This window comes from Streptomyces luteoverticillatus, from assembly GCF_003970715.1.
GTDB lineage: Bacteria > Actinomycetota > Actinomycetes > Streptomycetales > Streptomycetaceae > Streptomyces > Streptomyces abikoensis.
Genome location: NZ_CP034587.1, coordinates 40,196 through 53,916, shown reverse-complemented (window position 1 = coordinate 53,916; position 13,721 = coordinate 40,196). Strand labels below are relative to the sequence as shown.

9 protein-coding genes and 3 pseudogenes are annotated in these 13,721 nt (G+C 67.8%); 6 read left to right on the top strand and 6 right to left on the bottom strand.

The window, feature by feature from the left end:
- Positions 1 to 198 precede the first annotated feature (198 nt).
- From EKH77_RS00245 to EKH77_RS00230, 3 genes are all read left to right on the top strand, one after another.
- Complete coding sequence (locus EKH77_RS00245) at positions 199 to 609, top strand: hypothetical protein (protein WP_240667142.1); 411 nt, start codon at positions 199 to 201, stop codon at positions 607 to 609.
- A gap of 58 nt (positions 610 to 667) precedes the next feature.
- Entirely contained in the window at positions 668 to 3,391 is a 2,724-nt protein-coding gene (locus EKH77_RS00235) for a DUF6185 family protein (RefSeq protein WP_164737677.1), read from the top strand.
- Positions 3,392 to 3,526: 135 nt separating this feature from the next.
- Positions 3,527 to 4,171: a hypothetical protein gene (locus EKH77_RS00230; RefSeq protein ID WP_126912421.1), complete on the top strand. Its 645-nt coding sequence runs from the start codon at positions 3,527 to 3,529 to the stop codon at positions 4,169 to 4,171.
- Positions 4,172 to 4,605: 434 nt separating this feature from the next.
- Here EKH77_RS00230 and EKH77_RS00225 read toward each other — a convergent pair.
- Positions 4,606 to 5,645 (bottom strand): annotated as a pseudogene (locus EKH77_RS00225) (vWA domain-containing protein).
- A 575-nt stretch (positions 5,646 to 6,220) separates the two neighbouring features.
- Positions 6,221 to 6,811, bottom strand: a pseudogene (locus EKH77_RS00220) (HAD-IA family hydrolase); the annotation flags it as partial.
- Positions 6,812 to 7,154: 343 nt separating this feature from the next.
- Between EKH77_RS00220 and EKH77_RS00215 the strand changes: the two are divergent.
- A complete protein-coding gene (locus EKH77_RS00215) occupies positions 7,155 to 7,526 on the top strand; it encodes a hypothetical protein (RefSeq protein ID WP_126912419.1) in 372 nt (123 codons plus the stop codon).
- Between the two features lie 505 nt (positions 7,527 to 8,031).
- Entirely contained in the window at positions 8,032 to 9,213 is a 1,182-nt protein-coding gene (locus EKH77_RS00210; RefSeq protein ID WP_126912418.1) for a cytochrome P450 family protein, read from the top strand.
- Positions 9,214 to 9,390: 177 nt separating this feature from the next.
- On the opposite strand, the gene EKH77_RS34690 is transcribed toward EKH77_RS00210, so the two are convergent.
- The 3 genes and pseudogenes from EKH77_RS34690 to EKH77_RS00195 form a co-directional block, all read right to left on the bottom strand.
- On the bottom strand, positions 9,391 to 9,756 hold the full coding sequence (locus tag EKH77_RS34690) for a DUF6083 domain-containing protein (protein WP_430980966.1): 366 nt from the start codon (positions 9,754 to 9,756) through the stop codon (positions 9,391 to 9,393).
- A gap of 961 nt (positions 9,757 to 10,717) precedes the next feature.
- Positions 10,718 to 10,873: pseudogene (locus EKH77_RS33520) on the bottom strand (SGNH/GDSL hydrolase family protein); the annotation flags it as partial.
- Between the two features lie 367 nt (positions 10,874 to 11,240).
- Positions 11,241 to 11,858, bottom strand: a complete 618-nt coding sequence (locus EKH77_RS00195) for a TetR/AcrR family transcriptional regulator (RefSeq protein WP_126912417.1) — start codon at positions 11,856 to 11,858, stop codon at positions 11,241 to 11,243.
- A 125-nt stretch (positions 11,859 to 11,983) separates the two neighbouring features.
- On the opposite strand from EKH77_RS00195, the gene EKH77_RS00190 reads away from it, so the two are divergent.
- The gene (locus EKH77_RS00190) at positions 11,984 to 12,976 is read left to right on the top strand and encodes a 4,5-dihydroxyphthalate decarboxylase (protein ID WP_126912416.1); all 993 of its coding nucleotides are present in this window, start codon (positions 11,984 to 11,986) and stop codon (positions 12,974 to 12,976) included.
- Positions 12,977 to 13,068: 92 nt separating this feature from the next.
- Here EKH77_RS00190 and EKH77_RS00185 read toward each other — a convergent pair whose 3' ends face one another.
- Positions 13,069 to 13,695: a winged helix-turn-helix domain-containing protein gene (locus EKH77_RS00185; RefSeq protein WP_126912415.1), complete on the bottom strand. Its 627-nt coding sequence runs from the start codon at positions 13,693 to 13,695 to the stop codon at positions 13,069 to 13,071.
- Positions 13,696 to 13,721 lie beyond the last annotated feature (26 nt).

Genomic DNA, 13,721 nt, shown 5'->3' with positions numbered 1-13,721 from the left:
GGGCGGTCGCCCTGCCCGCCCATCAGGATGACGGCCATAAGGGCTATGGCCGTCGAGCCCACGGCCCGTGGAACACCGGCGCAGCGGTCGCCGGACCAACCCCAGGCACCCTCTGGATTGCAGGCATACATATGCATGATTACGCTAATTCCGCGCATTACATCCATCAAGAACAAAGCGTCGCCAAGGAGGCTAATCATGGGTAGACAGGCCGAAGTCGCGCGTCGAGTGCTTCCCTCGTTCGAGGAGGCCGAAGGGCTGGGACCGCAGGATGGCGCCTTCGTGCGCGACCTCGTGGCGGTGCTGGACAAGCATGGCAATCTCGACCGGTTCGGCCTGTGCCTGCTGCACGACCACTTCCGCCTCGCCCCCGACGAAGTGCTGGTCGAGACCCACGACCTCGACGCTCGTACCCTGCAGGTCAAGGTGGAGAAGGCCGCCACGACCACGCACACCAGGCCTTCCCAGTGGCGCTTCGCGAAGGCACCGGGAAAGGCGAAGGCATCCCGGAACGCCGGTGGCGCCGACGTCGAGAGCCACGTCTGCCAGGTGGTGCTGCAGTGCAGCCCGATCAGTGGATGTCCGGGGAAGAAGAGCGCGCAGCGGTGAGGCCACCCACCGCTCCTGCCGGCCGCCCGGGCCGGTGCCCGGACGGCCGTCGGCGGCGATGACCGCCGTGGCCCGCCGGGCGGGGCGGTGTACGGCGCTGCTGCTGGCCTGCCTGGTGTGGTCAGGCGTCCCTCCCGCCCGCGCGGAGGGCCCCGCCGAGGCCCGGACGGAGGTCCGCACGGAGGCCCCCACCAAGGGCCGTACGGAAGCCCGCGCCGAAGCCCGTCCGGAAGCTCGCGCCGAAACCCCTGCGGCCCCCCGCACCCAGGCCCCCACCACCCCCCATGGGGAAGCCCCCGCCGCCCCTACTCCCACCCCCGCCGCCGAATGCCACGCCGACCAGCTGGCAACCGCCCGCACACAGGCCACGCTGCGCATCGACAACCGCGCCCAGTCCGTGGCCGCGGCCATCGCGACGATGACCATCCGGGCCCCCACCTCCTGGGCGCACGCCAACGACCTGCTGCTGAGCGAGAATTCCGCCGCCCACCAGCAAGCGATGCGCTGCCTGCTGCGGGACCCGAGGGACGTCATGCGTCCCGACGAGTTCCGCCCGCACAGCCCACAGGTGGTCACCGAGGCGTCCTGGGTCAAGGTGCGCTACGACACCCTCTTCCAGTTCAACAAGGGCGGGCAGTCCCGGATCGGGCCATGGGCGATCGGCGTGCGGCCCGAGCTGTGGACCCTCTCGCTCGTGCCGCCCCCGGCGCTGGCGGGCGCGCACTGGGACGACGTACGGATCGAGCTGGGCGGCCTGGCCACCTCACAGGTGACGCCCCGGCCGGCGCAGGCGGACAGCGCGAACCTGCTGTGGCGCGACCTCGGACCACCCGGGCCACAAGGTTCCACGGTGACGGTCCAGCTGGTCCCCCCATGGCAACGCGCCTGGGTGGCGACGAGCTCCAGCAGCGAACCGTGGCTGGTGGCCAACGCGGCCGGGATGACCACCTGGTGGCTGGGCGCCGCGGGCATCATCGTCTTCGCCGCCCTCCAGGCCCGCCGCTGGCCCGCCGGCCCCGGGACCACCGATCTCCAGGACGGCAGCAGCACCGCCCTGCTGCGCTGGGGCCTGCTCAAGGCCGTGCTCGGTGTGCTGGTCCTCCTCCTGTACAAGATGGTCCTCGACAGCGCCAGGGCACTGAAGATCGCGCCGGCCTGGCTGGGGTACGAACTCCGCTGGCCTGTCCTCGTCGGCTTCCTCGCCGCCTGGACCCTCATCGCCACCGCCCGCCCCAGGAATACCGTACTGGCGGCCGCCACCGCGCTGACCCTGGCCGGAGGCCTGGTGGCCGCCGCACCGTCCCTGTTCGGTCTGCCCCCGCCACTCGTCGTCCCCCAAAGCCCAGCCACCGCAACGGACATCCCCGCCCTCCTGGCGATGGCCGCGGCCATGCTCTGGCTCTGGCTCGCCGGACTGGTGCTGTGGGCCCGCATGCTGGCCCACGACGGCGGACTGCTCCGGCCCCACACCTCCCCCTGGCGGCTAGGCCGCACAGGAACCTGCCTCACCGTCACCACCCTGCTGTTCCTGGGCTGGGCGGTGTGGGCGAGCGAACGTCACTGGAAACGGGTCAGCTGGCTCAGCGACCAGCACGCCCCGGACTACCGGGCGCGCTACCACACCTTCCTCAGCAAGGACCTGGTGGCCTTCACCGCCGAGCTCCCCGCCTGGTTCTACTCCCACACCTGGGCGCTGACCGGCATCGCCATCGTGGCCCTCCTCAGGGCCCGGGACCTCGCGCCACGCATGCCCTACGCGAGCCCCACCAAACTGGACCGGCTCCTGCTGGCCGTCTTCTTCGCCATCGTGGTGGCCTGGCGCCAGGGCTCCTACGCCGGCAGCCAGCTGCTCGCCAGCCTCTGGCTGGTGCTGGACCTCGCCGCGCTGTACGGACTGCTGGCGGTCGGGCAGCGACGAGCCGTCCTCACCCAGCACTTCGAGGGCTGCCCTCGCGCCCCGGCACTGGGCGAATCGATCAGCGAGACCGGCCTCAACGACCTCATCGCACGTGCCCGCCGCTACCGGGAACTGATTGGTCTCCTGCGCGGCATGGACCAGGCCCAGCACCCGGACGCCCCCGGCGGCAGACACGCGGTGGAGAAGGAAATGAGCCGCCTGCACCACTGGCGGCCCCAGGGCGGGACCCGAGGCTCCCCGCGGCTGTGGCTCCCCGGCGAGATCACGGTCGTGGACGTCGCCCTGAGCTGGGGACCGTACGCCAGATGGTGGGACAACGCCCGGCGGGCCGCCCTCCTGGCCGCCGTCTTCGGCCTGCCCGGCAGCGTCATCCTCGTCTGGGCCTCCTACGCGCCGGAGCAGGTGTGGATGCGCCAGAAGCAGTACTTCTTCGGCGCCCCCGAGATGGTCTGGGCCTTCATCTCCTGGGAACTGACCTGGGCGGGCGCGGGCCTGGTACTCGGAGCCCTGTGGCGGCTGCTCCCCGGCCGCCGCGGCCCGGCCCGCGCCCTGAGCCTGGTGATCGCCTACGCCCTGCTGATCGGCCTCGGCAGCCTGGGCAACCTCATCACCAACCAGGGCGTCGGCAACGTGGCCTTCGGCGTCTGCCTCATGCTCCTGGTACTCACCCTCACCGGCCTCGCCATGGACCTGGACACCTTCCGCTCGGAACGCCGCCTGTGGCCCAGCCGCATCCAACTGCTCCTGTCGATCTACCAGATAAAGAGCTTCTCCGCGCAGATCGCCTACGTACTGGTTCAGGTGGTCGCGGTGCTGTCCATTCTGAGGTTCTTCGTCGGCCCCGAGTCGAGATCGCTGAAGTAGCCGAAGCAACCGCGAAGTGACCGCCTTCCCCCGGGCACCCGTCGTCGACCGCCCACGGACGCGACAGCTACGACAGGGCGCCCGGCTCCGGATCCGGTTGATCTTCTCACCGGCCACCGTCCGTAAGATATGTCCATGTCACGCACGCGCATCACCGTCACCACCCTCACAGCGTTTCTCAGCCTGGCCGCCATTACCGGCTGCTCCTCGGAGTCCGGGGACGAGCCGGGCAAACCCCTCACCAAGCAGCTCGAACAGGGCGAGATAACCCAGGCTCTCCCCGGCCCCGGCGAGGTGCTTCCCGGCTGGGAGCCCTACAAGGACAAGCGCGTGACCTCGGAGGGGCAGTACTGCACGGAGGTGAAGAAGGACGCCTCGCCCAAGGGCTGGGTGCGGGGCGGCAGCGCGTGGTTCATGTACAACGGCTCCACCGACAACATGATGGATGTAGACATCTGCCTGTTCGACACACCTGAGAACGCCAAGAGCGCCTACACCGAATGGAAGGGCACAGAGCAGAGCAAGGAAAAGGCTCCCAAGAAGCCGGTGGGGGACGAGACGGTGTTCGTCGTGAACCCGGGCCTGAGCGAGAACTCGGTGAACGGTTTCACCCGCTCCGGCACCGTCAACATCCGGGTGAAGATCCAGGGCACCGGCGGCGACACCACCGGCGTCCAGGACATGCTGGCCGCGACGCTCAAGCGCCTGCAGCAGGTCCAGGACGGCAAGCGCGCCACAGCCACAGCGGGGGACGAGGCGGCCAAGGCCGCGAAGAAGTAACCCGCAACGGGTACACCGGTGGCCATGACGGTGCGGTTGTCGTCGAGATAGCTGTCGCCGCGATGGCCACCGTCCACCGCCCGGGCAGCGATAGCGCCGTCTTTAAGGTGCTCCGCATGCTGTTTCCCCGTATGCGCCCTTGCCCACCGGCCGTTGACGGCCAGGGCCGTAGCCGAACCCGTGGCCCCGCAGGTTGCGCCTTACATTCTCGACGGCTTCGACGCGGTAGGTACCGAAGCGCGGCGCCGGACGTGGTCCGGGGAGGACGCTCTGGTCTGCGAGTCCTTCCATACCGCAGACCGACCTGAGTAACAGCCTCTGTCCTCTTCGGCCACGGTGAGCCGGCCCGCGCTGACATACAGAACCCGACCCGCTCCACTCACCGCCCGATACCCGGGTCGGCGGCCGCCAAGGGCCCACGGTTTTCCGAGGCGTCAGAGCATCAGCAGCAGCCGAGTGTTGCCCACGAGCTTGCGGTTCACGCTGGTGCTCTGCACGAAGATCGTGAAGTCGTCGTTGTGGTCAGGCTTGACGCGGACTTCCATGTCCGGCAGGCCGAGCAGGGCTCGGGCCTCGGGTCCCGTGTACACCCGGTCCGTCGTCTTCTCCAGCACCGCGATCTGCTTCCGCGCCTGGATCTTCTCCGACTTGCTCAGCTGGTAGAACGCACCACCGGTACGGTAGGTGTGTCCGGATTCGACGACCCATTCCCGGATCGCGGCGTCACGGGTCACCGGAATCAGCTGGTACCCCGACGGATCCACGGGGGTGAGGCCGGCCGCCTCGATGGTGTCCTTGTTGACCGCCTCCGCGCCCGTCGAGAAAACCGCCCGCGATCCCCGGATACCCGGGTACGCCCCACCATGAATTTCTCGGTGGCCTGCTGGATGACCTGCCCGGCCTCCTCCAGGCCCTGCGTGCTAGTGGCGTCCCAGATGGCGATGTTGTCCTTCGGGAAACCGCACCGCATGGCCTCGCGCCTGCCCATCTGGTCCGGCACGAGGACGGCCAGCGTCCAGTTGTCCTGCTGCGTTTCGATCATCCCCGCCACGGCCTCAACCAGCTCACGCGGATCCCTGGCAGGGGCGTCCGGGCAGTGATGACTCGCGTTCTCCTGCCCGTCGGTGAGCACGAACGTCAGGAAGCTGTGGTCGCCGTACAACTGCGCCGTCTGCGCCAGCTCCCGCTGCGACTTCAGCGCGGCAGCCAGCAGAGCCGTCATTCCACCGACCCGGTACAGCTCCTTCAGCGACGGCATCCGGAGCACGTCCTTGTCGTAGATGACGCACTCCACCTTGTCGGCGAAGACGTACACCGTGACGCGGGTTTCCTGGTCCAGCTCCCCCGACCGGCGGGCAAGGTAGGCGATCTGCTGGTCGGCGACTTCGACGACCTTGCGGCTCAGGTGCGACATCGACGAACTGGCATCCAGCACGAGAGCAACGTGATTGATGTAGTTCTGGTTTCCGGCCATGATGGCTCCCCCTCGTTCCGACTCGATGTTCCTACCGTCTCACCCACCACTGACAATCGACCCCGGCTCCCAAGCCAGACGAAGATCCGGCCTGGTCAGGGGCGCGGCCAGAGCACGGCACGAGACCCCGGGCACTGCCACAGCCAGGGCACTGCCACAGCCCGGGGGCTGGTTCGATGGTGTCGATGCGGGAGAAGCCGAGGCGTTCGTAGAGCGCGACGGCTGGATGACTGTCGGCGCCGGCGCTGATCAGCCTGCCCTTATCGCCGGTGAACAAGCGGGCCGAGCCGTACTCATCGGCGCCGGGCTGCTGCCGAAGGGAGCCGCCGGTCTGCGCTGGGCGACCTGGCCCGGTACGCCACGACTCCAGCCCAGGGGAGGGGAACGCCCGCAGATGTAGCGGCGACGCGGTGATGATGGGAAGCCCCGGCTTGGCAATGCGCATGGGCGCGAGGCCCGCGCGGACTCGGAGCGTATTCACAACTGGTGGGGGAGTGGCAGTCGGTTCGGCCTGCTACCTCGCCCCGGTCATCCGAGCGGGGCATGGCTTGGAGGCAGGGACCCGGTGCCCAGGTGGCCATGATGCGTTTGATCGCCCGGTCGTTGTCTTCGAATAGATGTGCTTGCATGCCCGCCGCCCGGGCAGCCTCGATGTTGGCGGCCACATCATCGATAAAGAGACAGCTTTCCGGCCGCACCTCCAAGCCGGCGCAAGCAGCTTCGAAGGCACGCAGGTCCGGTTTCTCGATGCCGGTCTCGTGTGAGTAGACAACCTGCTCCACCAACTCGTCGAATCGGTACAGCGCCGCCTCTCGTTCCCGCGCACCGACAAAGCTGTTGCTCAGGATGCCCAGCCGACAGCTTCCCCGGAGCCCTCGCACATAGTCGATGAGCTCCTGGTTCGGCATCCCCAGATACTCCGCCCACAGATCATCCATGAAGGTCTCGACCCGGGACATGCCGAGACCCAAGCGTGCGGCCACCTGCTTGTACACCTCTGCTTCGCTGATGCTCCCGACGCTTCCGGCTCGCCACACGTCGCGCATCCGCTCGTTCACAGTGCCTGGCGGGAGCTCCAGCCGCTCTTCCCACCGTTGCACCCACCCTGTTTCGGGCGTGATCTCCAGCACGCCCCCGATATCGAAAATGATGCAGTTCGTAGTCATACGGACCCACCTCTTCGTTCCGGGCGTGCGGCCGGCCGCCGCCGCGAGTACCCGGTGCCGCTCCCGTGCTGGGTGGAGACACTGTTGCTCTTCACTCCCAGGCAAGGTCAAGTAATCCCGGAAGTCTGTGACAGCCTTGTCATGACCTGATGTTTTACCCCGGGCAAGCCGTTGCCCTCAGCGCCCGTGGCGATCTGTGAGCCCGCGACTGGAGATTGACGTCAGGGGCCGCCACGAACGTTGTTGCACGAAGCGATCGAAGACGCTGAGTGATCCGACCGCCCCTTCCTTCGACACCGCGGCGCGGGATGCGGATACCTCGCCACGTCCCGTCCCTCCCAGCGTGACGCGCCAGGCCCTGTTGGTTCCGGTCTCCACTGTCCTGGGAGTGCTCGTCGCCGGGTACGCGCTGATGGTGGAGGGGCATCGCATGGACCAGTCCGTGCCCTGCAAAGCCGTGCGGGCGCCCGTTGCGCTGATCGAGTATGTCGCGGCGTGGGCGGGTCCGACTCTCGGCGTGGCAGCCATTGCGGCATGCGTCCTGGCAGCGTGCAGCATTCGCCGGCGCTGTGCGACAGGCCTGTGGGCGACGAAACCGGGCCTGCTCGCGTACGTGAGTGTGTGGCTCAACATCGCGGCCATCCCGTTCGAGCTGCTGGTCCTCCTGATGGCCCACAGACCTGCCGGTGTCTGGGGCGGCGGCGACTGCGGCTAGCTTCCCGCAGGCGTAGCGCGCCCCCACGCTGCGAGCGCTTGCGATCGGCCCGGACAAGGAATCGGCCAGCTTGGGTCGTCGGCCTGATTGCCTGGTACACGCGCTGCCCACCCTTGCGGTCTTGGGGAACAGCTGCCAGCCGCTGTCACGCCGGCCTGTCCATCACGCTCGCCCAGTCGGTCATGGACCGCAGCTCGAACGTGGAGTTCGCTCCTCAGGATCCAAGGTGATGCGCACGTCCTGGCCCGGCTCGCAAGGCTGACACGCTTCGCGGGCAAGCCACCATGGAAGCGGCGGTCCTCCAAGATGTCGTCAGGGCCAAGCGCCGCAGCCTGAGACCGCACGGCGATATCGCCCGGCCCGCACCCGGGACCGGTAAGCGAGAGGGCAAGCTTAGAGCCGAGACCGAGCGGGTGCTGCTCGTCGCCCAGGCATTTGCCAACAGCGGCGTCGTACGCCCGACCACTACCGAGACGGCCCGGAGAAGGAAGCAGTCACCACAACCATGAGCGACCCGATGTCGTGCCCGGAGTTCTTCCAGAATCCCTATCCCTTCTACGACGAGCTCCGGTCGGCAGCCCCTGTCAAACAGGTGACCACCGGATCCGGAGGCAGGCCCAGCTACCTCGTGACCGGCTACGCCGAAGCGAAGGCGGCTTTCACCGATCCGGGACTGTCCAAGGACACCACCCGGTTCTTCGCCGACCGTCCCTCCGGCCGCAACCTCCACCCCGCGGTCGCCCACACCATGCTCGCCACCGACCCGCCCGAGCACACCCGCCTGCGCCGCCTGGTAACCAAAGCCTTTACCACCGGCGCCGTCACTCGCTTGCGCCCGTACATCCGGCACACAGCCGACCACCTTCTCGACAGCCTCCCGAAAGACGGGAAAGCCGACCTTGTCGCCGGTCTCGCCGTGCCACTGCCTGTCACGGTGATCTGCCAGCTGCTCGGCGTCCCCGAGGCCGACCGAGCCCAGGTACGCACCTGGTCAAACGACCTCTTCGCAGCCGGACAGCCCCAGCGGATCGACGAAGCCTCCCACGCCGTGGCCGGCTACATGACTGACCTCATCGAGGCCAAGCGCCGGTCCCCGGACGACAGCCTCCTGCACCACCTGATCGCTGTCCGGGACGAAGGCGAAAAGCTCAGCGAGGACGAGCTCGTTTCCCTGGCTGTCCTCCTCCTCGTCGCCGGCCACGAGACCACCACTAACTTCATCGGCAACGCCATCCTGGCGCTCCTCCAGCACCCCGGACTCCTCGACCGCGTACGAACCGAACCCCGCGAACTCAGTAGCCTGCTGGACGAACTGCTGCGCTACGACTCACCGGTCGGCATCGCCACCTTCCACTACAGCGCCCAAGCGATCACTCTCGGCGAGACCGAAATCCCCGCCGGCGTGCCCGTGCTCATCTCGCCGGGAGCGGCCAACCGGGATCCCGCTCATTACCCGACTCCCGATCGCCCTGACGCCGACCGTGACGCTAGGGGACACCTGGCCTTCGGCCATGGAATCCACCGTTGCCTGGGCGCGCCTCTCGCCCTGGCCGAGGCGGAGATCGCCCTCGGCGGACTCCTGGCCCGGTTCCCAGGACTCCGCCTCGCAGTAACACCCGAAGAACTTCGATGGCGGCGAACACGACTCATGCGGGGGCTGGAATCCCTGCCGGTGCTCACGCGCTAGGGGACGCTCGTAAGCGGCCGAACGCCGCGTACCACTCGCCAACTGAACCCAGCTTGACCACCTTTCCGGTGTGCGTGTGCATCGGTGGCGGTAGAGACGTGGCCTGTTTGGAGCTGAGCTGAGGAGAGACCGGGCATTGTTGGACGCCCGGTTTCGGACAAGTCATTCGTAAGGCAGTTAGTCGCGGGCTCGGTTACGGGCCCAGAGTACGACGCGGATATCCGACCAGTGGCCGGAGGGCTCCTGCCGGCTGCACACGAGCTGATGGGCGAGCTGGCATTCGTTGCTTGGCGGGTCGATTCCATGGCCGTTGAGGACGAGGCCATCCGGCGTGGAGAACCATCGGCGGCCGGCAGGGACAACGTCGGTTGGCCAAGGATCGGGATCGAGGAGGAGCCAGCGTCCGTCTGTCGTTTGGCGGAGGTCTTGCGCGTGGCCGCAGTCAGGGCAGTCCGGTGTGTCTGGTGCGCAGGCTGTGATGCCTTCCTCGAAGGCCTGGAGTTCGTCGATGTACCCGTCGGATGGTTCGTCGTTTACCCCCATTCCATGCAGATTGCCGGGTTGCGGCGCGCTTGGTGAGTGGCCCGGTCAGCCGTTTGCGTCGGTGGCGAGGTTTCGGGTGGGCCCGTGGGCAGCTTGGGAGTCGATGAGCTACTCAGTCGCATGCAGAGTTGACGGCTGGTATCGCGGTCTTGTGCAAAGGCTCCTGGCCCGCAGGGGGTGAGTGTTTCAACTCGGAGTCGGCCATGACAAACGTGGGTCCGCATTGGGCGCTGGTCGCGGCTTCTGACGAGAAGGGGCCGTTGCCGAAGTGATGGGAGACAGAGATCGTGTTGATGACGAGTTGAGTCGCATCTTGACCAGCCTCGAGCCTGGCTGGGTGATGGCGGTGATCTACGGGGGATGACCGCTGGTCCGGGGAGCTATGTCGACGGCTGGCTGTGTGCAGGAGGAGGTGATGGCTGATGACTCTGGCCACGACTGTGGTGAAGCGGGAGTGGCGCTGGTTGATGACTGACCAATCACCCCTGAGCCGACCGTGGAAGTGAGCGCCAGCCGTAATGGTCCCCTCGTGCATTCACCGAGGGGACATACCGCCAACCGCCCCCACCGCCCAGCACCACCGCAACGCCTGCTCGACTGGTGAAGAGGCAGTGTTTCGACCGTGCGGTATTCCCCAGGTAACGGCAGAGAACTGCCCCAGCGGCGAGGCCGGGGTGTTCGGTGTGCCAGCAGATGACGGTGTTGGTGGCGCTGGCGGCAGGCCTGTCGCCAATTCTTCTGCCGCACTGGAGCACCGCTCAGGATCGGCACCTGGCCGTCTTCGGGAGCCTGGCCATCCTGAGCACGGCAGGCGTTCACGGCTCACCGGCGGCGACGGGTTCGCCCCCCAACCGCCCCGCAAGGGCGACCTCGACGCCTACGCCGTCAAGCTGCCATTGGCGCCTTACCCTGAGCCGAGGATCTGCGGGCACACGCGCCGGGGAGTACGGGAGGCGCTTGGTCACGCCTCCTGGGCGGGCCCTGCACCTGGGGGTGTGAGGTGTGCGCGCTTGGCCGTGCGGCCGTCGCCCGAGGAGCGGCCCCGTAGGCAGCGGGTGATCCAAGGCCCGAGGAAGTCGGCGGCCCAGCGCAGTTCGGCGGCGCCGGCGCGCCAGCCCGGACAAGGTCCGCGCCGACCGGGCCTACGGGTCCCGGAGAAGGCTGATCAGATCCGCAACCGCCAGAAGCTCGGCTCCCGAGGCGGTCGCCCGCCGAAGTTCGACAAGGACGATTACAAGGAGCGGCACGCGGTGGAGTGCGGGATCAACCGGCTCAAGCGCCATCGCGCGGTCGCCGCACGGTACGACAAACTCGCCGTCCGCTACTACGCGACCGCGCTGGTCGCAACCAACAACGAGTGGCTATGACCAGCACTCCTGTACTTCCCAGTGAGCTACCGCGACGCGCGCGGCGCGGGGATCAATGCGTCAGTGTCGGTCCGTCGTGATGCCGGTGTCGCGCCGCCTTGGCGCAGTCATGGCCCATCACAAGATCAGCCCGGCGTGCAGGTCGTCTGCGAAGTCGGCCGTGTCCGTGAGACCGAAGGCCACGCGCTGGAGCAGGAATCCGTGCAGCAGCCCCATCACCACGCGGGCTGCGCGGTCCGGGTCCATGGCGGCGGGCACCGTGCCCGCGGCCCGGCCGCGGCGCAGAGCATCGGCGACAGTGGCGCGGACCTTTTCGAAGCCCTCCGCGGCCGGGCCGCGTACCTCGTTGTTGCGCAGCACTTCCGCCCATGTCTGCACGACGCAGCGCAGCAGTTCCTCCACTGCGACTTCGCGCCCCGCCGCGTCCTGCACTGTCTCGCCGCTGATCGTGCCGAGCGCGGCGGCCACCAGTTCCGTGACGGACGGGGCGTCCGCGCTCTCGGCCAGCCGCTCAACCGGTTCGAAGATCAGCCGGAACGCGTCGCCCGCGATGGCGAGGATGATCTCCTCCTTGCTGGTGAAGTAGCGGTAGGGCGCGCCGGCCGAGACGCCTGCCTCCGCGGCGATGTCCGGCATGGAGGTCTGGTGGAACCCGTCGCGGGCGAAGCAACGACGGGCCGCGGCGACGATCTCCGCACGCTTCGCCTCGCGGCGCTCGGCTGTGATGCGCGGCATGGTCGCCCCCTTCATCGTGAATGAACATTCATCTTGACAGCTCTACCGTTCCGGGAACACCCTAAAAGTGAACAGTCATTTACGGAAGCGGCCGCTCCACGGACTCCCGGAGAGGAGATCCACTGATGAGCACCAAGCTGAGCATCGGCGTCTACGCCTACGAGCACACCGAGGCACTGTTCGACGGCCGGGTCGCGGTCGGCGGGGTGGACGCGACGTTCGAGACGGCACCGCTCGTGTCGGACATCTTCCGCCGCGCCGTCGAGGGACACTACGACCTCGCCGAGTTCGGTCTCACCTACTTCCTGCGCACCCTCGACCTCGACGACGCGCCGTTCCTGGCGCTGCCGATCCTGCCGAACCGCAACTTCCGCCATTCGGCAATCTTCGTGAACACCGCCAGCGGGATCGTGACACCGCAGGGCCTGGCCGGCAGGACCGTCGGCGAGTTCGCGCTCTACGGGCACGACGCCGGGATCTGGTCGAAGGGCATCCTGGCCGACGAGTACGGCGTGACCCCCGACCAGTGCCGCTGGGTGATCGGCGGCACCAATCACCCCCTCCCCGCCTTCGGCTGGGTCCCGCAGCCCGTCCCGGACGGCGTCGACGTGCGCCACGCGGAGAACGGCCAGACCCTGGGCGCCATGCTCGAATCCGGCGAGATCGACGCACTGATCTCCGTCGACGTACCGCAGGCGGTGCTGGACGGCTCCCCGAAGGTCGCCCGCCTGTTCCCCGACTACGAGGCCGTGGAGCGCGACTACTACCGCCGCACCGGGATCTTCCCCCCTATGCACATCATCGCGATCCGCAGGGAACTGGCACATCGGTCGGTCCTCGCACGGGCCGTCTACGACGCCTTCACGCAAGCCAAGGAACTCGCCCAGCGCAAGTACCTCGACGACGCCGCGAAGCAGCACATGAGCGTCATCACGCCGTGGTTCAGCACGCTGTTCGAGGGGAACCGCCGACTGCTCGGCGACGACTGGTGGCCCTACGGCGTCGCCGCGAACCGCAAGGCCATCGACACCTTCTTGCGTTACCACCACGAGCAGGGCCTGTCGAAGCAAAAGCTGAGGTGCGAGGACATCTTCGTGCCGGAACTCCTCGACACCTGAGCCGAACGGCTACGACGTTTCGGGCTTGTCGATCCGAGAAGGTGAGACGGGTCATCGTCATGGCCACCTGCCGATTGGCTATGACTGCTGCCTCAGCTTCGTGCCATTTCCTCAAGCGAGCGCGCAAGGGCCAACGATGCCTCAGCTCTGATCCGCGCTGTCTGCCGGGTGGGGGAGCAGGGGAACAGCCGGGTGATGAGGGCCACCGGTCGAGCGCCTTCGGGCCGGGCCAGGGGGCGTTGTTCACGGTCTTGGTAAGGCGCCAGCGCCCGTCGGAGCACGTCTGCGACCCGGCTCATCTCTTCGGGTGTCAGATAGGCGACGGCACTGAAGGCTTCGTCGTGGCGCCACTCGAGCGGCGCCTCATCTCGCTGGGCCAGCCATCGCTGCCAGCTCTCGTCCTCCAGCCCTCGGGCCAAGTCGCTGAACGGCTCCTCTGTAGTCCCGCCGGCAGCGGCGGCGTTCTGCCTCAGGCGCCAGGGGCGTGCGCGGCCTCCGTGGTGGGGGGCCTCTTCGATGTAGCCGTGACGTGCGAGCTGCCGTAGGTGGAACGAGCAGAGGCCAGAGCTGTAGCCGAGCCGTGAGGCGGCTTCGGACGCTGTGACGGTGCCGACTTCGGCGAGCAGGTCCAGCAGGGCTGTGCGGACTTCGTGCTCGCGCAACTTCTCGCCTGTGCAGGCTGTCTGGTCGTCCAGGGCGTTGAGGTCGTCTTCAGTCACTTTGCAAAGTCTGCTACTTTGCAAAG